6 protein-coding genes and 1 other RNA gene are annotated in these 26,337 nt (G+C 32.9%); all 7 read right to left on the reverse strand.

Annotated elements, in window-relative coordinates:
- Positions 1 to 1,476: 1,476 nt before the first annotated feature.
- Complete coding sequence (gene prlC, locus GIY03_RS00465; RefSeq protein WP_457913768.1) at positions 1,477 to 3,519, reverse strand: oligopeptidase A; 2,043 nt, start codon at positions 3,517 to 3,519, stop codon at positions 1,477 to 1,479.
- A 4,062-nt stretch (positions 3,520 to 7,581) separates the two neighbouring features.
- Positions 7,582 to 8,421, reverse strand: a complete 840-nt coding sequence (gene nfo, locus GIY03_RS00470; RefSeq protein WP_457913769.1) for a deoxyribonuclease IV — start codon at positions 8,419 to 8,421, stop codon at positions 7,582 to 7,584.
- Between the two features lie 4,250 nt (positions 8,422 to 12,671).
- Entirely contained in the window at positions 12,672 to 14,126 is a 1,455-nt protein-coding gene (gene sbcB / locus GIY03_RS00475) for an exodeoxyribonuclease I (protein WP_457913770.1), read from the reverse strand.
- Positions 14,127 to 15,803: 1,677 nt separating this feature from the next.
- Positions 15,804 to 16,170, reverse strand: a transfer-messenger RNA (tmRNA) gene (ssrA, locus tag GIY03_RS00480).
- Positions 16,171 to 16,218: 48 nt separating this feature from the next.
- The gene (smpB, locus tag GIY03_RS00485) at positions 16,219 to 16,707 is read right to left on the reverse strand and encodes an SsrA-binding protein SmpB (RefSeq protein ID WP_457913771.1); all 489 of its coding nucleotides are present in this window, start codon (positions 16,705 to 16,707) and stop codon (positions 16,219 to 16,221) included.
- 1,611 nt (positions 16,708 to 18,318) lie between these two features.
- The gene (lysS, locus tag GIY03_RS00490; protein WP_457913772.1) at positions 18,319 to 19,836 is read right to left on the reverse strand and encodes a lysine--tRNA ligase; all 1,518 of its coding nucleotides are present in this window, start codon (positions 19,834 to 19,836) and stop codon (positions 18,319 to 18,321) included.
- 10 nt (positions 19,837 to 19,846) lie between these two features.
- A protein-coding gene (gene prfB, locus GIY03_RS00495; protein ID WP_457913773.1) for a peptide chain release factor 2 occupies positions 19,847 to 20,945 on the reverse strand; the annotation gives its coding sequence in 2 pieces (ribosomal slippage) (positions 19,847 to 20,869 and positions 20,871 to 20,945; 1,098 coding nt in all).
- Positions 20,946 to 26,337 lie beyond the last annotated feature (5,392 nt).

A 26,337-nucleotide genomic window follows, 5' to 3' on the forward strand; every position in this document is an offset into this window, starting at 1 on the left:
TTATTTATTAACGTCTCCGTGAATATTGACACTATAATAATAAATTATAACTTGCAAACAAGGCGGATAATAATCTTTATTATAGCGTAGACTATAGAACTTCTCACTATATTGACCAGGGCTTTTTATAAGCCACGCCGTTTCTTATTGAGACAGTTAATCAGCACTGAGATTTTATTACACTATTCTAAAAGACGATTAGATAGTAGAACGACAACAGTGATAGTTATAAAACATCCTCTGATTTATCGTGTAAAATACAATGAATGTATCGCGTCAGTTCGTATTAGTCTGCAAAGATGCAATAGGTACTAAAGAGTAATACCTATCGTTTCATGAAACATCAGAATTTCACATAACTCATTAAATTAAGATCTATCTATAGACTGTTTAAACAGTCAGAATAATAAAACACTCGGTGGTTGCATTTGTTTAAATATCATAGGTGCGATAAACGCGCATAATATAGTTAGAATAGTAAAATTATGAATATAGTTAACTTAACAGTTAAAAACACCCTGTTTCTATATAAACAGGGTAATGTAATTACTCTATAGTAGTAGTCAAATCTGGAAGATTGCGACGAACCACAAGATAACAAGGAAACTGCTATGAGTCTTTCCCTAAGATACTGAGGTCAACAAGACACCGATGTCTGCAAAATATTACCTGAATCTGGTAAAACCATCTCGTATAATTCATTATAATTTCAAATATTGAAGAATGCAGTATAATATTAACTGGGTATTTAGAATAAGATAGTGCTGTAGTCGATATAAATTATCGAATATTATATTTAATAATAGTGGTTCTTAGCCGAAGTATTTCAAAATAATTATTTGTTTGTTAATAAGTCAATTACTGTTAACAATTGATTGATATCAAAGTTGAGATTACTAATTATTAAAAAACTTCTCTTGTTTTTAAAAGTGTACATCTTGCAATATTAGCGCTTTCAATCAAAGTATGCTCCTGATATGTATGTAAAAGATCGTCTAGCTTTACAAGACTAATATCATTGAATAACACTCAGTGTTCACGTAACTATATGACTAGTTTTATTATTTGGATAATAGTATTGTACAGGATCCGCTAGCAGCGCTGGCATTATGAGGTAATGTTATAGTATGCGCAGCAAAGCTAATTTTATTCTGCCAACAAAAAGCTATTGTATTCTGAACAGCTATAGTGTTTATTATATTCAGCGATTGGTTATTTAATTCTCTTTTCGTGAGCAAGTTATCTAGAATACTATTATCATTCAAACGAGCATGCATACTTAAATAGTAAAATAAAGATTAAATCTTATTAAACTGAGGTTTATCAGGCTTAAAAAGTTTTAATGGATTTACAATGATCACTGCTTATTTATATATTGTCGAATGATCGTAGTTGCTGACGTCGCACTCAAATACATAGATAACAGCATCAGAATCTTATATTTTATATCTTAAGATATACTGACATGTAACAACATTATCCTTGAATATTGTACAGGCGCAGCATTGCGTCTAACGTTGGTTTACGTCCACGGAAGCGCTTAAATAACACTATCGGATCTTCTGAGCCGCCACGTGAAAGAATGTTCTTAAGAAAAGATTGGCCAATCTCAGCGTTAAAAATACCCTCTTCCTCAAAACGCGAGTAAGCATCAGCTGATAATACTTCCGACCATAAATAACTATAATAACCTGCTGCGTAGCAGCCAGAAAAAATATGACTAAAGGTGTGCGGAAATCGATTCCAATTAGGTGAAGATATCACGGCTACTTTTTGTTTTACCTCCGATAATGTTAGTAAGACTTGCTCTTTATTTTCAGGACTATAGTTGAGATGCATAAGAAAATCAAACAAAGCGAGCTCTAACTGACGCAAGATAAACAATGCTGTCTGATAATGTTTGGCCGCTAATAATTGATCGAGCATCTCCTGCGGCAACGATTTGCCAGTTTGGTAATGTTTAGAGATAAATGTCAATGCTTCTGATTCCCAGCACCAATTCTCCATCAGCTGACTGGGTAATTCCACTGCATCCCAGGGCACTCCATTAATACCGGATATTCCGGCAATATCAATCTGAGTTAATATATGATGTAATCCGTGACCGAATTCGTGGAACAGCGTGGTTACTTCATTATGAGTCAGTAATGCTGGTTGGTTGTTTATAGGGCGATTAAAATTACAGGTTAAATAAGCAACTGGCTTCTGAAGGCTGCCGTCAGCCTTGCGCAGGCTATTGATGCATTCATCCATCCAAGCCCCTTCACGTTTATTTTTACGCGTATATAGGTCAAGATAGAAGCTGCCACGTAGTTCATTATTAGTATCAAATAGATCAAAGAAGCGCACGTCAGTATGCCAAGCATCTAGATTTTTGCGTTCTTGAGCAGTAATACCAAAAATACGCTTCATTACCTCAAATAAGCCTTTAACCACTTGTTGTTCCGGGAAGTATGGGCGTAGTTGTTCATCGTTGATCAAAAATAAGCATTGTTTTTGTTTTTCGCTATAATAAGGGATATCCCAGACTTCCAAGTGATCTATAGCATAATGTTGCTTAGTAAAAGTGTACAACTGCATTAATTCTTGCTCTGCCTGTGGACGAGCTCGCTTGACTAGATCGTTTAAAAAACTAATAACTTTTTTTGGGCTGGCTGCCATTTTTGTTACTAGTGATTGATCAGCGTACGTTTTAAAGCCAAGCAATTGAGCCAGCTCATGCCGCAGTGCTAGCGTTTCTACCATTACTTGGCTGTTATCCCATCGTCCAGCGTTTGGTCCTTGATCTGAAGCACGAGTAACAAAGGCGTAATATATCTCCTCACGTAATGCGCTGTTATCAGCGTAAGTGATTACTGATAAATAACTTGGCATATCTAATGTGATCAGCCAGCCTGTTTCCCCTTTAGCTTTTGCCATTACCTGAGCTTGTGCTAAAGCGCTAGCAGGTAGTCCCCTCAAGATTGTTCTGTCAGTAATCAATTTATTCCAACCTATAGTGGCATCGAGAACATTGTTGCTGTAGATAGAACTCAGTTCTGAGAGTCGTGCTATAATTTTACTATAGCGTTGCTGCTTATTATCTGACAAACCAATACCTGATAGTTTAAAGTCACGTAATGTATTATCTATTGCCTTGCGTTGTAATGAACTTAATTGGCTAAACGTTATGCCTTCTTTTAAATTGCGATAGGCTTGATACAGCTTTTCATGCTGTCCTACCCAGGTGCTGTATTCAGATAATAGCTGTAGTGCCTGCTCATAGGCAGTGCGTAATGCTAAACTATTATTTACAGAATTTAAATGTCTAATCGGTGACCAAATACGCGATAGACGATCTTCTGCATCTGCTATCGGTTGACACAAGTTATCCCAGGTAAATGACTCTGGTTGTGCGACTATGCGCTCTATTGTGGTTCGGCAGTCTTCTAACACATATTGAATTGCCGGTATGATATTATTAGGGTGGATCGCCGAGAATGGTGGCAATCGAAAAGGGGTCAGTAATGGATTAGTCATAAACAGTTCTAATTAACCTTAAATTTGGTATAACATTCAGACGATAAATACATAAACAAAAGATTAGCATGAATTTACACAATAGCAAAAGCACGACTAAAATTTTAAATAGTGTTTGTGATTACGCGTAGTGTTTTGACCCTGGACAGATTCTTGGATTTATGAATACTCTATACGTTTAAACAGATAATGATAACTGTATATGCGTCATATACATCTGATACAGTAAGAATTATAAAACTTATCATACTAGCATATAACTTTGTATTAATATTGTCTGCCCTATATGATGTTCACGGAATAACTATGTTAATTGATTAAGCCTGAAATTCTATTGATACTGATAAATCATAATACAATAACGTACTCCTTAGTATTAAATATGTTGAATTTTCATGATTACATCATATTGATAATTATAGATGTGACACTCATTACTCAGCAATCTAGTATTTCAACGCATCTATTATAAATGCATTATGAAAGGCACCGCGTTGTATATAAGATGTTTGTTATTTTTAAAATCTCGCTCTCTGTATTGATTATTAAAGTTCGTTGTCTATGCTGTCTGAGATTACTGTGTGCTAATATAAAAATCATCACATTCAGTAAATAAGAAGTTGAATTTATTAAAATATATCACTTAGATAGTTATCTTAGCGCACTATAGACCGAAGAATTGATTAATAATCATGAAGATACTTTTTATACTGCATGAGCCACTGTTAAACTATTCAATGTATATTTAAAATAGCTTTCTTTTTTAAATATAATTCACTGAACTGTGTTTTAACAGTATTGAGATATAGAAAATCATTTAGTATTTGGTGTACGTATAATAGAAATAAATATTTATAAAATCTTATAAAATTGCAATAGAAGGTTAAAGATAACAAGACTAATCCTATTGCTTTGCGCTGTTGAATCTAAAAATAATAAATAACTATGGTATATAACTTCTACGTCTTTTAGAAAAAGATTTATGATGATGGAAACAAGATTCCTTCGTACTGACGCGCTTGTTATTAGAATGTGTATTTCGAAAAAATATAGTCAGCATAGCAATTTATGCATGTAACATCTTTAATCATAAATACCGAATGTTTTATTGTAATTTAGTAAACTTATCTGATAACGAAGAAGCGGCCTATTTTCTGTGACAATACAGACTATCATTGCATATCGATAATAATAGACTAGATCATAGTTCATTAATATTAAGTCGTACGATTCATCTTCTTGATTTCGAATCTGATATATCGGTTGTAGAGAATGATCAATGAGCAGACAAGAAAACTGCTATATTCTTCTTGAAGTTATTTCAATAGTAATTGAGTATGTATTATGATATGTATTGAAACATTACCATAAGCTATCTTCATGGATCAAGAAGCTTTTTAGATGTTAGAAAAGTAATGCTTTACTCTTGTGAAGAGTATTATATTTGTGCGAAAGAGAGTGACGAATAATTTTGATTAAATAAGGCTCTGATCGCCTCTTGTTAGTACTTATGATTTCTAAGTTTTTTAAAGACTGATTTTTTTGATTTGTTATATTGTTGGTTATGTGTTTTACCAATACGTTATCGTGAGAGAGTAAAATAAAGTGCTTTTTGATACTGGAGTTATAGATTATGATATACTGAAAATTATATAAATGTGAGATAACATGGCTTATTATATAATGTATTGATATAACGTGTTTAGAATGATAGAGATTGTCTTTGAAGAAAAACTTATGGCGTTAGTATTAGTGTAAATGCTTATCTAATGGAATAAGCTTGTGTCATTCATTATACTGCTTTTATCTTAAAATTGTGGTTGATAGCAGCTGTGAAGTGTGATCTTTTCGGATCAAACTATTCCATATTAGTTATAAGCCGATTCTCTGTGAGTTAGAGAGCTTAGCAGGGTGCATATTTCCGGCATTAAAAGATGTAGTGTCAGCAATGCAAATACTGTATGCAGAGGTATGGCTCGTTTGGCTATTTTCTTAGTTATCAAAGATGTGATTGGTTAGTGTTTATGGTATTTGAATTGCAGCTACTGTCTTATGAGATAATGAGTACCAGTGGTACTGGTAATGTAATGGTCGCTGTCCTGATTCATGCTATTGAATGTGTAGGTCTATCTGATAAAATTCGGCGTCTAGTTACTAGCGTAACTTCTTTGGCAGTCAGATAAAGTAATGTTGTGTGACATATCATTTTCAGTTGGCTGTTATCATTGCTCTTATTAATCTAAAATCTTTTATCACAAGAAGGAGATCAAATGAACACGGTGTTTACAATAGAGAGTTCTTTAGGTTAATCACATAACCACTTGGCTCAATGTGTGTTCGAATCGACCATAGTTTTAAACACTAGCCTTGTTTATCATATGACTAGCTAATGACTGTAGTAGTCATAATACTAGGAAATTAAGCCTATTGATGCTGTATTAATAGGGTATATTAGTTCATAATAAAAACTATTAATCTGTCTGTTGTAAGCTAAAAACTTTCCTGTAAAAGCTAAAATTTCTGCAAATTTTATTGCATATTTACTTATGTAGTGAATTTTAAAAAGACTACTACCAAATATCGCTCCGAAATTACCGCCTGTGCAACTGATATGTATAGCATATATCTTATATAGAATTTGGGAAGCATTAGCAACGAAGTAAAGCGGCTTAATTAGTTGATACAGGTGGAAATTCGTAGTTCAGTAACAGCTAGTACTTCGATTATATCAGAAGAAATTTAGGCAATTAATCTAGTGATTATAGTAGATGATATTTTAGTAGATCTCAGTAAGTTTTGAGGTAAGCTAGTATGTTTTACCTCCACTACGCGAGCATTTGAAAACCCGCAAAGGAACGAGATAAAGCATTACTAGAAGAACAGTGTTGTAACAAAAAACCAAAATCGTAGAGTATAAAAGTATGCATGCAAGAGTCCTGATCACCGTCTTCTAACCAGCGTGTCTTATATGTTACTAAAAACAGCAGAGTGAAAACTCTGTATCTCTTAGTCATTTATATTGAATATCTCAAGGAAGTTAAAAGTTAAGCGACGCTAGCGTCCGCGCTTATGCAGGTTGGTATAATGGATTAACTTTTATATTGATGGTATCAGTATTAGCTTATTTATTACTTTCTCTATTTCTGACTAACCCGGCTTAACGACTAAATTAATCAACGGCATGTTAGAATCGAGCACTGGTGCAGATTTTTCGGTGGCATTATTATTGGTTTTAGTGTGTTACCTTATTAGCGTAAATAGCAGTAGATTGTATCTAACTAAGAATATAATGGCACTCCAGATGACACCAGTGATCCCATCGTTAGTCCGTATAATGTATAGCTTGCTAATGATTTATGTTGTTGCGACACCAGTCGCTAAAGTTATGGTAGTCCTAATTCACTAGTTACTATCAAGATACACACAGCTAACGCTATAACATTAAGAATGACGCTTAGAGCAACGATGTGTGCTGCTGCATGGAGCTGGATTAGTAAGGATACGTGTGCCTGTGGTTGAGAACAAGCTTAACTGGTAGTGTATAAGTCAATAACGGCAATTATGGCTTCTGTTATGGTATTACATTTGGATGTAGTTAGTAACTACTGGCGCGCAGTAAATTTAATTAGTCTAAGCAATAAGGCGGTAAAGCAAAGCTTCTTACGGGCCTATCTTATATTTTCAAAGGAGCTTTACTTTTCACTGCTGATGATCCGAGGCGTGTTTTATCCTATTGCCTGATTGACAAATCGCTAATCGACGCATAATCGATATTATTTGGCGTTAAGTTAAATAATACCGCACGATGGCTTGTTTGTGCTTCTGATTTTGGTATTCTTTCAGTATTTTTTATCTGATGATTACTTTATTAGTACGTTATAAAAAACATCACTTATGCCTTACTAAAATGCGCTACTGTGCTGGTTGCTAATAACGATGTAAGTATTACCTAAAATATACAGTAACGATCTATATGTTAATTAAATTTTTGTAAATAAACTTAATATGTATTTTTCTGATTACTAGTTTTACTGATATACATAGGGAGATTGTGTATGTAAGTTACTGTTGTGCTTGTAACCAGGCAATTTCTTTACCCCAGATATCTGCATTTATTGTTTCTAATATTAATGGAATGTTTTCGAAGCGCAGATCGCGCATAATGTAGTGAAAGATGGTCATACCGAGATTTCCTTCACCCAAACTGTGGTGTCGATCAATATGACTGTTAAATGTACTTTTAGCATCGTTTAAATGCATACCACGCAGATAGTTAAAGCCCACGATATCGTGAAAGTGTTGAAAAATTTTCTGGCAGTTCTCTGTACTGCGTAGATCGTATCCTGCGGCAAATGCATGGCAGGTATCAATACAAACACCTACTCGCTTTTTATCTTCAACACCATCAATGATTTTCGCTAGATGTTCGAACGTAAATCCTACATTACTACCTTGACCAGCGGTGTTTTCAATAACAGCTGTTACTTTTTGTGTTTTGTCTAGCGTCATGTTAATTGATTCAGCAATTCGTTCTAGACATTTATCGACACTTATTTGTAATAAGTGAGCACCTGGATGAAAATTCAGTAGTGTTAATCCTAGTTGTTGGCACCGGTACATTTCATCAAGAAAAGCAGCCCGTGATTTCTTTAGGAATTCCGTTACTGGATGACCCAAGTTAATTAAATAGCTGTTATGAGGTAGGATCTGTTCAGCACTGTATCCAAACAAAGTACAGGCATTTCTAAATTGATAAATATCCTTGGCATGTAACGGAGCTACTTGCCATCGACGCTGGTTTTTAATGAACAATCCAAATGCAGTCGCATTTAATTTATGCGCACGGATTACTGCTTGATCTATACCACCTAATGCACTGACATGTGCACCGACAAATTTCACTGTATGCCCCTATATTATTGTAAGTATGGCATTAATGATGATTTAAGTAATCAGTAGTTGAGTATTGATAGAGATATCATATTGATTAATTAATCGTAAATTTTTCTATCAGATAAATAAATATAAGAATAACTAAAAGTACCTTTATGCTAACTGAGTCAATATAGTGCAACTAATATTAATGAGCCTGTTGACTAAGGGCAGGCACTTTGACTCTTTACTAAAGTTTTTATGTTTATAAAGTTATTATGCTTCAAGAGAGAGATAAGAATCGCTAAAATAGCACGTTAAATTTGCAACTCAGAGATTCGATAGCTATCTGTTTACAGAATAAACTTCATAACCTGTGAATAATTCAATGGTTGATCTTTTTCTAAATAGGCATCTTATCGTTGAGTTATTCTAAGGAATCAGGAATAATGAGATATATATCGTATCGTTTCAGGTATGCATAACCTGCAAACTACAATAGTTGTCGCTATAAAAATTAGTATACTAAAACATAAAAGAGATATACAAAACTAATAAACAGCGAAAACCGCAGGTTAGAGATAAGATGTTCATCTTGTGCGTGATTTTATGTATCTAATATACATAATATAGTACATATGACTAAATATGTAGAGAGAAATAGATAGGAACGTACAACTAGAATGGATTTGCTTGCCTGCATGTTATATAGCCCTGCTAAATCTGAATGATATAGTCAGAATAATGATGTTGTAAACATAGTTCACCTAACAGTACAACGTTTCTGATCCTATTGACTCAGGATAACTTAATTCATCACGTAACATAGGGATGATTCTGAATAGAAAAGAAGTGATGACTTTACAGCATCGATAAAATATCGAAGTAACAACAACACTTTAGCAAGTGATGAATGTTATTCATCTACAATAAAAGCATTGTAGTAAGTAACATGATATTTTACTCGATATGTTGTGGGGATTAGAAAAACCATCTGCTAAAATATATAAAACTTTTTAGGTTCTGTATCACATAACTTTAAATGAATACAGCATATTACTGTGATACTCCATCGTGATGGTCAACTATGTTCAGTAAATTCTCGAGGGCTTATCGAGTATATTGTGTTATTTGTTATGCTAAAAAAAGCTTTACTAAGCTACTATTGCAGCAATAATCTTGATGGTGATTGCTATGTACTATGGAACAACGATACATGCCTGCTGATTTTTTTTAGCAAGTATGATCAGATCACTTTAAGCGCTATATTTGATGAGAATATTGTTCATAAAGTTTGCATGACGTCTGTATGTTGATAAAATCAAGCAGCATATTATATAATCGATACTATGTAATGTGTTAACTTATACGCAAAGAAGTTAAGTATTTCTCCATCTAAATACAAGTAATCTTTCTGTATTAGATTGTGTTAAGTTATATGATGCAAGACTCATAGTCAGAAAGAGTCAGGGTAAAACGTATTCGTTATTTCTTTTTTATTTTAATAAACGGATATTATCTTATAGAATGATTTCTAATCTTCTTGATTCACCGTTACATTAACCATCAACCATCTATCTTTGATAGTATCATACAAATAACAATAGATAAGTGCCCGGGTGTTAGTGGTGACTGTGTATGAGAGTTTTATGAAGGTATAAAAACATTTATTAATTATACACCGTATAGGCCCGACTATATCATTCTTAATGATGTCTGCGACAAATTTCAAAAAACAATCTCTCGCAACTATACGAATTAGTATTAAATACTAGCTTGTATTCATGCACAATCGTGTTGAGTAATTCTCATGTTGACAATGAAAGAGTCTATTAAATTCTCATGCGTTTTCTCAAAAGAGTATAATTTCTGCCATATAATTTTTCTTTGTTTAATGAGGGGTTAGCGTATATACGCTAACTTTTTGTTGTCGTTTTAGGCGAATATTTCACACTCGATGACTAGATAATAAAAAAATAATTAACGTGCATAGTAGTAAGCACTGCTTTATAAGCAAAAGTGCATAAAAGATAAGTGTCCGCCTTATAAAAGCTCAATATAGTAGTTAATTTTTACATGTGATACGTATGAGTTTTGACAAAGTAGATCATACCTAAATTAAGTGAAAAAATTTAATATGCACATGCGCAAGATGTATTGAGTTATATTATAGAGTCCTCATCAATTAAATGAGATGACTCATTTAAAATATGCGCACAATAGCGTATGTAAAACCTTTCGCATAATGAGCATAGTCTTTAAGTATTCAAGGTAGATATATTTTATAATAAACTTATTCATAATACCTTATGTTATATAAAGTTTAAAATTATCAAAAAAATTAACGTTTGTTTATACCTATGTCGAATATAAATTTTAAACAGTGTTTTCTTTATTTATTGTGCCCTGATAATTTAAGGAGCATATTACTTATTTATGCATTTCTTACGCTATTACTACATCATGTATGTAAGTAAATGGGATCAAAGATTTTACTATGCGGAATAGCAGTGCAATAAGTAAATTTTAGATAAATACCTCAAACTTTAACATATCGATTGTTTATACTTTAGAGTATGCGTATACATAGCTGATATTAAGCTGAGCGCGGCAAATATTCCCGATAGATACATAATATATGTGCACATTTATATAATATATAATCCTTATTGAATAAGGATACGTAATGGAGTAATTATTTACTATGTATATCTAGTTATTTGACTGTACACGTAGCAATGATAGTACAGTTAATATTGAGTAAATACGTTATCTAACGTATCGTTCTATTTTAAATACAGTTGTGCGTTATAAGGTTTCTTAAAAATTATCAGTTTTAGTGCATCAAGTATCCGTAAAGAAGAGTGTCAGCTGGGATTGAGTTATGTTTTATAAATTTATTTATATTATGCTAGTGCAACAGATGAAATTAAATAAAATTTGGCTATAGCAAGATTGCAATGATCGATGTAGTTTATCTGCAGTCAATGACTGTTTTGATGCGTTTGGTGTTATATCTGGATTAACCAATAGATATGTTGCGACTACATATGTTGTTTTTTAATAGGAAAATTCTTTGCTGTTATAAGCTCTGTTAAACGAGCAAAAAATCTCTTTATTTAGTGCTTCTTATGCTGATGTACAGAAAATCATTAGTCTGCATATTGGTTGCATAGAAAAATAGTTAACTCTACTACATTGCTTATTTTGACGATGATCGATATTCTATTGGCTAGGATTTGCTTAGAAGTTTTCCCTGGGGTGCCATTTTTAAACGTTATGGTTGCACTGGTTAGTACATTAACTTTTTTGATCTGTGTAGCATACAGTGTTATCTTATCTTAATACTAGTATTATATTAATGCAACAGACGACGATTATGATTATATTCCTTGTGTTAGCAGTCACAGTATTTATCATAATAAAATGTTACTACTACACTAATTGATGGTCTGTTTTGGTTAGGCAGTGCTCATATAGCACCTATAATTATGAGTGCAGCGATCTTGTATTGTTATTGTTTGGTTTTGACAGTATTAGTGCTGTGTTAGAAACACCAATAATGCACATCAAGTCATTCTAGAATTTATTGTGCTGACAGCACTCATCGGTGATTTAAATTTTATCGTAATGTCTGATGTTATACTATAATATCTCCCAAATCTTTCATATTTTCAAGATACTCAAACCGCGCATTTTGAAAGTATATTGTATATTGCGGACAAATTCTTTTAGTTGTTGCCTAATAATCCTCAGAATAATCGTACTAGCGCCTGGCATGTCGGCGTAGATTAGTGTACTACATTTGAGTATATTATAAGTAGTGGCGGTGTTTTTTAGGCCGATTGTTAGTTATATGCATCCGCAGTAGCATGCTCCAGTATTGAAGATGTTGTTGTTAGTATGCTCAGGTGATCGGTGGCATTTTTTTATTTAATAATTCCTTACTATAGTGATTAACTTGAATGCGTTTATAGCGTTTATTATGTGCACTTAGCAGCAGTTATGTAGTGTACATCCGTGATAAAATCAATTACAACTTAAGGATCTTGTGACTTATTTAAATTTACTAATAATGGGTATGTTGACCGTGAGTATACTTAGAATCAAGCTAGCAGTGATCTCAAGTGTGTTCAGGTAATTGTAGGGTATATTAGGCATGATTTATGTAGACATTGTAGGTTGAATGCTCTATCCATCAGACCTGTAGACAACGAGAAATTATATAACAAATATGAAAAGTGTTTTAACATCATATTCTTGTGGTAATGGTAATGATATCAAATCATATGAATTAGTACGGTACTTGTCAATTCGCGTCCATAGTTAAACAATGCGTTTAGCAGGGTAAGTTTTTCTTTGTTGTTCTTGTGTAGCTTGCATAACTCTTGTAGTTTTAGATAGTATTTTTTTATGCGCTCTGCACTTAGTGTTATTTGACAATATTTTATCCAATATTGTTTCTCGGCATCATTCAGTGTGTTCGGATAGTTGCGTGCACGAAACCGGAATAGTAACTCTTTCATACGTTTATCATTGACAATAAGATCTATCTCACGTAAATTCTGCGGCTTAGTCTGATGAATTATCTTCATAGCTATCTTGTCAGTATCAGTGAAGAAGCCATTATAAAGCTGAGAATCAACATCGTCATGACTTTTATAAGGGCCTGTTAAAGAAAAAAGTGCTACTATTTTTTCTCGTATTTCTGGACACTTGCGTAAAAATTGTAGGTTTTTTAAGCAAGTTTGGCAATTAATACCTAATCTTTCGGCGTTTTCCATAAGTAGTGTGTTGGCTGGCGCCAGCACAGGGCACGTGTTAAGACGTACGAGCTTAATGGGCATTGGCAGATGATAAGGCGATATCGTTGTGTTACATGGGGTACGATAGAACTGTTTGTATAACTGTTCGACGCTTAGCGTTAATAGTGGTGTCATATCACCAGTAAGATCACACATGATTACGGCGTTTTTATTACCTGGATGCCAAGCTACAGGTGCAACTAAACTGGTGTTGCCTCGCGCGCGGCCATACAAATTTGACACATGTACTAAGGGTGTCATATTCGCGCAATCGATCAAAGTATTCAGTTGGTTTTTGTTGCGGTGTTGATGTAAAAAATCAAACAGCTTTGGTTGTGCGAGCTTCACTTGTTTTGCTATAGCAATGGTAGCGTAAACGTCTGACATAGCATCATGAGCGTTACTATGTGCAAGATTATTAGCGTAAGTCAGGTCTTCTAGTCGGAAACTGGGAAATCCGATTTTATTTTTAGGCCAGATGATACCTTCAGGGCGTAATGCATAGCAAGTTCGCATTACATTTAGTAAATCCCAGCGAGAGTTACCGTTTTGCCAACTGTAGGAAAAAGAATCATAGAAGTTTCTGTAAAAAATGTTACGGCTAAATTCATCATCAAAATAGATGTTATTATATCCCAGAATGCAAGTACCAGGTCTGCTGAAAGCCTGATGGATTTGTCGAGCAAACTCGACTTCATTTATGCCTTTATAACGTGCTTCTTGTGGCGTGATGCCATGAATTAGTACCGATTCAGGTTCTGGTAGATAGTCATTAGAAGGGGTGCAATAAATCACTAGTGGATCATCAATAATATTGAATTCTGTATCAGTGCGTACACCAGCAAATTGCGCCGGCCGATCTATGGATGGGCTTATTCCAAAGGTTTCGTAATCGTAGATGTAGAATGTAGACTTTGCTTTATAACTCAAAATCCTATCTCTTTATTCGTAGGGAGAGACTCTTGTTCTTAAATATAAAAACTATCAAGGCAATCTGTGCTTAAATTATTGCATATAGTGATATATATGTCAGCTGTTGAATATTGGGTGTTTGCAACAGTTTATCTCAATATAAGATAAATTACATTACTCTTTATAGAGTAATGGTATTATTTATTTTGCTTTTTAATTCCCGCTATTCTTAATAGAATGGTTGTAGTATAATAAAAGGATTCACTTGATGTTGTATGGTTAGCGTTAAACAATCATAATAAATTCTGTTCCATTGTACTCCAGAATGGTGTGGTAATAACTGGATTTATTAAGCATAGTATCTATGCTATCCATATTATCTAAGTAAGTCAGAAATCGATAATATTGTTAATTGTATGAGAGTCCACAATTAATGTGCATATATTAATGAATTATAAAGTAACTAATATTATTTAGGTTTATTGAAACCTATAATATTTAGCTTCGTAGATTATCTTAGTTACGATTCTCGACTATTACAAATTTATACAAAATTATAAAACAATAGTACATTATTTAGTGTAGTACTATTTTAGTATATACAGATTTATATACCTTATACTCTGTGATACATTATTCAAATTCATTACTACTTGCGTAGTGATTACACGATGATCCATCAGATCGTTAATAAGTTCGTATGTGTACTGTATTTAGGTAACCACCGATCGTTTTATTTTTGTTTTTCTGTTTTATTTTAGGTATTTGGCTTACGTCATCATATGACACGGGGTTTTATAGAAGTACAGTATGTGAACTTTATTTGAATTACATTTTCAAGAAAATAACAGCATATTTTATCAGATTAAATTTTCCTTTTATAAAAGCGATAACAAAAGATCGCGATTTTATGCATAATGAATAGTGACCAAAATGTTATTGTTACTCGTAGGGCCTGTGCGCGAAGCCTAGAATATATGTAATGAACATATAAAAGATTTTTCCTTTTAAAAAGTGAGGGCTATATAGGTTTTCCAAAACATTCAGTGATCAGAATATAAAACGGATTTTTGTCATGTACCTCCATATAGTCTTATAAAATTCAAGACACAGGCTATAGCAAGTGACATAAAAAAGGAAATACCTTCTTTTGAGTTTTACTAAAGGCATTATCAGGAGATATCTTTGTAATATCTCAGGGTATCGTTCTTCTATAGGATATTATAGAACGGAATGTATGATTATTGTTTCAGATGAAATATATAACGTCAAGTTAATAACGATCCATACGTGTGTATATATGTTAATTATACAAACATCATTAAGATAGGAGTGTTATTGTTTATGTTGTTGATTTCTGTGTGTAGAGTCAAAAAGAGTTTCTTATGTTGCTCTTTTTTACTTACAGTATCGCGACATACTAGTAAATTTTATATTTATATATCTCATTATATAACTCACGTACTACATTAAAATATTTTAAAAGGCACGATTATACCTGTTAAATAGTGCAGAGAATATAATGGATGTATTTCATAGTACGTATTTAACTAGTTCAGCAGCAAAATTTATTAAAATTTTTGAGTTTAAGTCACTTTTAAAAGTATGACTCAAGCACTGTAAATACATTTCTCATGATAATGTGGAACCACACTTCCTTTCAACAGTACCGAGTTTTACTGTTGAAAGGAAGTGTGGTGGAGCTGGGGGGATTTGAACCCCCGTCCGAAAATTACTACACCTCTTCGGTACTACATGCTTAGTCCAATCTTTACATTTGCCTTCGAGCTTCGGATGGACACGCTACTCGAAAACTAGCCTAATTAGATTTAACGCTTTAACCCTAGGCAGGATATCCACGCGATCTCTTGTAGGTTGAACCTCTCTTGATCCCCGTCCTAAGAGCGGAGGCTAGGGAGAGAGGGCGCTCAGCAGCTAATTATGCTGCTAGTGCGTAGTTTTCGTCGTTTGCGACTATTTTTTGCGGTTTTTTTGCGAGGCCAACCGCCCCTCGGCATGCGCCTAGAGTTTTGTAAACTCCGTCGAATCCAGAATCAGCCCCAAGTAACTGCATGTACTACTAGATTAGAGTGTGTATGATACCATAAAATTAATGGTTAGTAGGCTTCATGATACGAGATTTTATTTTCTGCCATTCACGGTCTTTAATCGTATCACGTTTATCATGTGTTGTCTTACCTTTTGCTATGCCAATTTTAACTTTGCACCATGCATTCTTCCAATATATAGAAATTGCAACAACCGTGTAACCAGCACGATTTACACGCCTAAATAGAAACTCTAACTCACGTTTGTTGAGTAATAGTTTCCGAGTACGCATTGGATCACATACTCTATATGATGAGGTAATGTGAAGTGGCGTAAAAGTAGCACCAAACAAATGGGCGTCACCGTTATAAAGAGTAACATAACTCTCATTAATATTAGCTTTATTAGCACGCAATGACTTTACTTCCCATCCTTGCAGTACTAGACCAGCTTCAATCTCTTTTTCTATAAAATATTCGAAATATGCTCGCTTATTTTGTGCAATGATAGAATCATTAGGTTTATGTAATTTTTTTTTATCATGATACATTTATCAGACTGGATTTTCTAGTAAAAGATATTTTTATCATTTAATACTTTCGTAATTTTATTGTGAACTTTACTTTATCAGTAAATATGCTGCATGTAGCATCAATTATATTTACTTATAATAATATTACATTAATCGTTTGTTAGTAGTAAACATAAACTCTTTATCACAGACACTGTGAGAAGAATTAGATTCGTCTAACTTTTCTCCTGTTATCTTATAATAAGAGGAGAAAGCTGAGATATACGCTTCCTAAGACGACTTGCCTTCAAGACCCTAATACAAAAATAAACACGCCCAAACGGCCAAGAGATCCTCTCTGTTAATATGTGATAGATATCAGAAAGCCATATGCAATAAAGTTGCCAGAATAATAATCGAAAATATGGTATATATAATAAAAATTTTATTTCTTATATAATTAAAATAATAGATAATTGCATCATCCTCACCACTCTTTCTTTAGCATTTCATAAAATACTCTCAGTGTGTTTAATGAGTACCTTGATTGATATAATGAGACTTTCATCATGCTATAACACTCTATGTTAGAGGGTTAGTGACCGTGTGTGTGTTTAGATGTATACTACCAACTTGTTGTTCGTAAAGATCTTATTTTAATCGCCAAAATCATTACAATACTAAATAGGAATCCTGGTAAGCAATCCGGGAACTCATACTGGCAGTTTTACTATGATGATAAAGAGCGCGCCGTTATAATAGTATGTCGCAGTATCGCGAGTCGTCCTACAAAACACTCAACTAGATAGTCATGTGAAATGTAAGGTATATGTACATCTCTGCTATAGTAACTACTCAGTTTAATAAGTTTCATTTTTCTCAATCGATTTACGAGCACAGAGTTCTAGATGTATCGCGAGATCTAATGAGTACGATACATTTTCAGTATTAATAGATTAGATTGCATCAAGACTAATTGAGTGGTAGCAAGTTATACTAATAGTTCATCAGAGTCAAGATCGAAACACGTTTATTAACGTTATACGTATGAATTGCTAGTCATAAATAAGCTAGTTGTATTAGTGATCTGATTCATTCAATGTTTTAAAATTTATAAAACTTATCCTACTAGCTTCGTTTTTGTGTTATGACTACATATGTTTCCTAAGGTTTATAGTTACGCTGAGTAGCGTTCAGTGTTGGTGTCAAACAAATATAGCAGATAAAAACGTAAATACCATAATCAGTCGCCTAAATAGTATGACTAGGGCGGTAGTAGATTACCTATAATATATAATACGTTCTGTAAGTATAAAAATAACTTTAAAAAAGTTAGAATATCTTAATAAGTAATATAATGTGTCGAGGAAATTTAATGCATATATAACTTGTATTATAAACAGTCTACTGGTTTTCAGTGGTATAAAAGAGTTTTTTTACATGCGTAAAATAAGAGTAGTGCTGTAATAATGATGGAATATTGTTAATTTTAAGGAATACTAAGGTAAATAGATTTATATTAAATCAAAAAAATTAAATGTTTATATGTGGTGTATAAATCTGCTGTGTTACGATTACAATATTTGTATATCAGTCTATATAAGTATTATAAGCGGTACGCGGGACTAGGTTGTGTAAGGATAGTAAATGTTATTTTTGTGGGCGCATTGTTGGGAACAAAATAACATCTCGGATGGTATGACTATTAGTAAGCATCATCACTATACGATCAATACCAAGACCTAGACCGGCAGTCGGTGGTAAGCCGTGTTCTAATGCAGTGACATAGTCTTTATCGTAAAACATTAGTTCATTATTATCTGTATCTTTTATGATCATTTGATCTGTAAAGCGCTTTGCCTGATCTTCTGCATCGTTGAGTTCAGAAAAACCATTTCCAATTTCACAACCACCAACGAAAAACTCAAAGCGGTCAGTGATGTCTGGATTTAGATTATTACGGCGTGCAAGAGGAGATACTTCAGCTGAGTACTCGGTAACGAAGGTCGGTTGAATTAAATGACTTACTGCTACTGTTTCAAAAATCTCAGTTATAATACGGCCTAATTTCCAGTTATGTTCTACTTTAATACCGATCGATTCAGCGATAGTGATTGTTTTTCCCATATCAGTTAGATCAGCTACATTAATTTTTGGGCTATGTTTTTGAATTGCTTCAGTGATGGTTAGTTTGTTGAAGGGTTTTCCAAAATCAAATACTTCATTACCATATTTTACTAAATTAGTATGTAGTATTTTTTCTGTTAAAGTGCGCAATAGGGATTCAGTTAGTTCGATAAGATCGTTGTAATCGGCATAAGCCATATAGAGTTCCATCATTGTGAACTCTGGATTATGATGTGGTGAAACACCTTCATTTCGGAAGTTACGGTTGATTTCGAACACTCTTTCGAAACCACCAATTACTAGTCGCTTGAGGTACAACTCTGGTGAGATACGTAGATACATATTGAGGTTTAATGCATTATGGTAAGTAATGAACGGACGCGCTATGGCACCACCTGGAATAACGTGCATCATTGGTGTTTCGACTTCCATGAACCCACGCTCTATCATAAAGCTTCGAATTAATACCATTACTTGAGAACGCACCTTGAAGATATTGCGAACCCTTTCATTGGTGATTAAATCTAAATATCTCTGCCGATAACGGGTTTCTTGGCTGGTAAGGCCATGAAATTTGTCCGGTAGTGGACGTAGAGATTTCGTTAGAAGACGCAGTTCACTACAGTGAATCGATAGTTCACCCGTCTTAGTTTTAAATAATTTTCCTCGTGCACCAATTATATCACCTAAATCCCAAAGCTTAAACTGCTTGTTGTAGACGTTCGCAGTGAGTTTGTCGCGCGTAAGATATAACTGAATACGGCCACCTACGTCTTGCAAAGTGACAAACGATGCCTTTCCTAAAATACGGCGGGTCATCATACGACCAGCAACAGTAACATCTATATTGAGCGCTGTTAGCTCTGTGTTGTCTTTGTCGTTATACGCGAATTTTAGTTTATCGGAGGTTGTATTACGCCGAAAGTCATTTGGAAATGCAGTGCCGTTTTGACGTAGGTGATTCAGTTTATCACGGCGAGATTGCAACTCATGATTAAGATTTGTCATCTGATCGATGCATTTTGATGGTTGCTGAGACATTTTTGTTCCTTTATAATCCCGCTTTCAAGCTTGCTGCGATAAATTTATTCAGATTACCATCTAGTACAGCTTGTGTATTGCGTGTTGTAATGTTTGTTCGCAAATCTTTAATATGTGGATCATCTAGCACGTAAGAACGAATTTGACTACCCCAACTAATATTAGATTTTTTATCTTCTATTCTTTGTTTGTTGATATTTTTCTTGCGTATCTCAAGATCGTATAGTTTAGCGCGCAATTGTTTAAATGCTTGATCTTTGTTTTTATGTTGAGAACGGTCAGTTTGACACTGTGCTACAATATTAGTAGGAAGATGAGTAATACGGACGGCTGATTCAGTTTTATTGACATGCTGACCACCTGCGCCAGAGGAGCGGTAAACATCAATGCGAAGATCCGCCGCGTTAATTGCAATATCGATATCATCGTCTACTTCCTGGTAGATAAATACCGAGCTGAATGAGGTGTGACGACGTCGATCTGCGTCAAAAGGGCTTTTACGAACTAGACGATGCACGCCAGTTTCAGTACGCAACCAACCAAATGCGTAGTTACCAATGATTTTGGTTGTAACAGATTTGATCCCCGCAATATCGCCATTGGATTTTTCTATCACTTCGGTCTTAAAATCTTGAGATTCTGCCCATCGTAGATACATACGTAACAACATATTAGTCCAATCCTGTGCTTCAGTGCCACCCGAACCAGCTTGAATGTCTAGGTAGCAGTTAGCACTATCGTTTTCACCTGAAAACATACGTTGAAATTCTAATTGCTCCAGCTTATATACTAGTTTATTCAGATCGGTAGAAACTTCCTTTAAGGTTTCTATATTGCTTTCCTCTAGCGCTAATGCTAATAGAACACTAACGTCTTCTCGGTCCTGTACTAATGTGTCCACAGTTTTTATGATAGTTGCTAATTCTGCACGTTCTTTACTCAGTGCTTTTGCGTGATTTGGTTTATTCCAAACCTTAGGTCGCTCTAACTCAGCATGAACTTCTTCCAGACGTTCCTTCTTAGATTCATAGTTAAAGATACCTCTTAAGCATGTTAGTGCGCTTAGATAAATCTTGAATGCAGTTTTTTAACGGATTAGTTTCAAACATGATTGTGTGTTCTTTTGTATTGTTATTGTGGATAACAAATGCTAAATTAATTGATGATTTTAACTGATTTTATTATCAGTTTGTAGTTAATTAGTTAATTTTTGATAGTGAAGATAATATAAGGTGCATCTTACTCAAATCTTTGTTATGATCAGAAAATTCATATAATTACAGATGTTATACCAATCACTATGTATTATGGCTATAAAAACTCATTGATATAGATTGTATCGATTATCTACATTTTGTAAAGTCATCTCTCTAACAATCAAGTCGTTTTGTTTAATAATAGAGTAGTATGTATTTAAGTCGATATGTTTAGTTGTCATTTACTATCGAGTCACTGCGTAAGCAGCTTGGAATACTGCTAACTCGGCAGCCATTGCTGCAGCGGATAACTTGAATACACACTTGACTATAGAAATACTTCGCCCTAAGATCATCATATCCACTTTACTATTATTAGCGATAGCTACAATCTAGCAATGTAGTATTAGAATACATAAGTTTATCGGTACTTCTATCGTGATAGTGTATCTGTGTTATTCTATTAAAGTTAGCGAAATTTTTTAAATTCATTTGTATTATGTAGTACCGCCACTGTACTGTATACCACTCAACATCGCGATTACATTAAGGAAATATATATCTAGTTATTTTAGAATTTCATATGTTTTATCTTAAAACTAAAATAATCGAGTCTTGCACGAGTTATATCCTGTACGCCACTTGGAAAGACTAGGTAGTGTGGAAAGAGCTATCAGGTAAGAGAAACGCGAAGTATTTTTTTAGTTAATTGCATAGATTCAAGGTCTTACCTTATACCGTCTACAATTTTATCTCACCTTTAGCACAGCATATTAAGAATGCTCGTGAGTATGTGCGTGTAGGTTTTGTAGTTACTTAAGTAATAGTGTTGTCCAACTAATATATCATCTAAGCGACTTACAAATTAACTAGTGTGCAAATGTTCCTGTTCAGTCACTGGTTACTAGTTACAACGCATTAAAGGTTAGCTACTTAAAACAACTAGTACACACTCGTCGGTATTGATTATGATGCGCTGCATTCCATTATAAATCATAATGTGATTGAGTATTTAGCAATACTATATCAATGACCGCAACAAACATTGCTAGATTTAATAGTTTTAATAGATTAGGTGTTACTATTATGCACCGTATAAACTGCTTACCATGACATAGTTGGGAATATAGCACTAGTATTAAAGAAACTATTATTTAATCTAATCCGAGAGTAAAAGTAGTATTTACAAGTGTGCAGAATAGGCTAATAATTTCTTTTATTACTGGCAAACGTAATACTCGACATGATACTGAATTACAATATTCACATATTATTGGCACATCAATATTAAACATTAGCAAAAGAAACACCGTTATAGGTAGTGAGGCGTAATTCAGTACTCTATGTGATTGTTTGTGTTGTTATTTTAAATTTTAAATCGTCACTGTCGTTTAAATGCTATCGTCTCAGTTTATGAATGTGATTACTAATATTTAAGTAATACTTAAATTATGAGTACAATTTTTTTGGAATTGATACTAAGCATTGTCAATGCATATTAAAAAGCTTGTCTTACTGAACTCTTGCTATTAGTAAAGTAAGATGTCCGGACTCCTAGGTGTAGTACTTCTTAATCTTAAGCGCCACATAACATATTAAAAACAGCGAAGATATGAAGGTTAGTTAATAGCAGTAATCATGTACTACCAGTTGGTGATAAAGTTGTATGGTTAGATTCTCTAATCATATAGTCTATCTTCAGTAACTATCAGATTGACTACTGGCATTGTAGTGATCGCTTTGAGTGATTAATAGTTTGGGGATGAAGATGCTAATTTCTAGAATGATTTTTGGAGACACTGTATTCCCTGTGATTATGTTATCCAAAACTTTTACCTTGTGGGCAGTATACGAATTCAATAGTATGTGTTTCGCTTTATGGCTACTAAAGCCTCACTTAACGTGATTTACTAGATAGTACACTGTAATAGCTATATAATTAGTTTGATAAATCTATGGATGTGGCTTGCACTAATAACTATAAGCAATACCAGTAAATGCGATAATAAATTATTTTTGTAATCTTTATAAAGAATCATTTTATTTTTTAATCAATTGTAGTTTTAATAATTACTAATTTCTACTATCGGTAAGGAGTATGATGTGTATCACTGATCTCATATACTAGTCTAGTAAGATACTAGCTACTGTTAGATGCGTATAGCTTAATAATGTTAGTGATTACAGTTTTAAACGTTTGATAAGTAAAGACTGTATATGAGTCTTGTGATGATTAATACTATCGAGCAATTTTATAATTTCTGTAATATCGGTATATTGGTATATACTACGATTTTTACCAAAGCTACCAGTAACGATAGTAACATAAAGCTTTTATTTTTTAATATGTTTGTTATGGCATTTTAAGTATGTAAATGATCTGATTAATTTATATGCGCTTGCTGTTTTGAATTAAAGATTTATTATCTATCCGTGTTGACCTACCATACTTACAGGCGTATCTATTGGGGATCATGAGTGTTACAGGGCTTTTATAACTTGCGTTATGTTAAAATGTATGCTTTTTGTTATCTTTAGAATTTAAGATGCTTAGTAGCATGCTTTCTTTATATTAGATACTTTATGATATTTTATAGCTTTTAGTATAGTGTTCAGTGGTTTTGTCGTGCTTTAACGATAAATTTTCTTGATAACAATATTATGTTCTTTACGCCATTATATCACAGAGATCAATTTCATAACGTAGTGTATAAACGTAAAAAATACACCTTAACGCACGTGAAATAATGACTCGTCACTATACGATCAAAGATAGTAAAGTCTAACATCTAGTGTTAGAAAAGCCTAGAAAGTTATATGATAATGTAGCTCTAGCGTAAAGTTAATAAACGTACTGCCTGATGTTTCATCAAGTCACAGTAATTATAGAGCTGTCAGTAATCTAAGGTAGTAAATATGTTTATGTAGAGGGATACTAAAATTAGTTATCTATCTTTTAATAGATTTTAGCATACTTGTATGCATTATTAATTAGTAACACAGCATATCTTTTAGTGCTCACTAAAATTACTAAAATTATAAAATTTAAAAGAAATACATGTATCGTATGTTTAAGATTTGACTAGCAACTTGAATTAGAGGATTTCAGTTCTTTAAAACCGATGGATTATTTGATTGCGACTTTTGTAAAAGTTACTAAAAAACAAATATTAGCACTCTAATAAGAAGATATTTACTGTTATTCTTAATTCAAAAAAGTAGATTTTTCGTTTAATGAACACGCAATGTCTGTATAAGGAGCTCAAGTTATAAACATCAACTTTTAGTTATAAGTTATTTATGTAGTATGACGACTATATAAATAGTAAAAGGAAATATTAATAAGTATATTTATTAAATATATTATGCCTTTTAAGGCTATAAAAGTGCATAAAATATATTAACAATAAATAATAAAATTATAAGAAAAAATTATCTCTATAAGATTGATATACTGCTATGGTTTCCATAGTTAATAAAATTAGTATTTAATATACAGTCGTCGCATTATGTAATATATGTTACATGTGTCCTAAGATTGCACTATTGTTAATGTTATGCTTAGTTTGATAAATTGTATACTTAGTGTGGTGTTTAATATGCTGAAATGAAGAAAATACATTTGCAGAAATAGCTATTGTATTGCAAATAAGCTATCTTTTATTGTAATATATGCTTATATGTTATAATAAGTCGTTGCTTACGTAGTGGTTATTAAAAGATAATACTTGCTGCTTCTAAAATACCTAATTAATTAATAATAAATGCAAAGAACATCAGAACTTTACAGTTTTTAAGCGTCATAATTATGTAATAAATCAGGTCTATTGTGGAGGTGTTATTATTCTTCGAATAGATAAGTGTATCACTGAACTGATGGTGGTGTTTGATTTTTTTACCAAAATGTTAAATTATACTACTGTGATAGTAGTAGACTTGGCGCACATGTTATTCTTACGGCAAATAGTTTAATAACTTTAACATCAGTTTAACGGTAAAATGCAATTGTCGTGATTAAGATGGTGTTTCATCTGATGAACTTACATACTATATTCTCTGATACTTAGAGAGTTACATGTATTTTAGCAATTGTTTTACTGAGTTTTATCATTGCACATAGTAATAGTAATATGTTTTGATGAAATATTTATAGAAATAAAGGCTACACTTATTCTTAGTTTGTTTTGTACCATATTATATAATTTATCTAGCAAAAATATATTTGTTCTTATAGGAAGACAAAGAATTGTTCGTAGTATGTATTACTATTGTCTACTTGCTACCACTAACATTGAGTAATTATCTACTTTTATCAAAAGTAATCTGTATTGTCTGTAGATTGTAAGGTTAAATGTGCTTAATGTAAAGAAAATAAACGGTATTATCTTTATTAAGTGTTGTATATTTATAAATTACTATAGCTACAAAAGTAGTATGTAAATGTAACACATCAATATGATATTTAGAGAGGTATCACTATTAGTGCGACCTGTTATGTAAGGTTTTCTGGCAGGTGTTAAGTTGTATGTTAGTTGTACTCTTATTTAGTATGAAAATGGCCAATCAACAGAGATATTACTTAACCTCGCTGGATTCGTATGATAGCGTCTGTAAATGTTTAAAACACCCAATGTGTTTATATGCGATAAAGCAGTCGGTTTTATATAACTAAAAGATTGAGCTGTAGGAATGAGTTCGACAGAGTTAGCATAGTATAGGGGTATTTAGTTCTCATTAATTATCTATAATGCTCTATTTATCATCTACTTAAGCACAGAAGCATTATCTGTAAGATAATGCCATAGTTCTGCAATTTTTATTAAATTTATTTAGTTGTTAGAGCTTTCTTTAGAAGGATTTTAAATTACTAAAATGCAGATATTCGTTAATTTATTAATGTACCATATTTGTATAACTATAAAGCGTTAGCCATTATATGTACATCGTTTTCTTAGATATGTTATAAAATAGATATTATACGATTATATTTGTTGATATACCATCCTCTTTAATAAAAGATTGGGTGTTTTGATTTATTCTACAGTGCATATAACTTGCATACTCATGGGATAGATACTAAGAGTAAAATAATCAATATTTCTCTTATGAAGGTGTATACTACTTAAATATATTGGAAGTGCTATGGTGTTATTGCGGCATGTAAGTCATGAAGTAATAAGTAAATTATAAGATTAAATTTAATAGAGCAACTCTCTAGGATTCTGAAAACAAAAAATGATAGAATAACAGAATTTACTAAGGTGATATCTTTAATATTTAACGATATTACTCAATGATATGATAT

The sequence above is a fragment of the Candidatus Gillettellia adelgis genome (assembly GCA_020541285.1).
Classification (GTDB): Bacteria; Pseudomonadota; Gammaproteobacteria; order Enterobacterales; family Enterobacteriaceae; genus Gillettellia; species Gillettellia adelgis.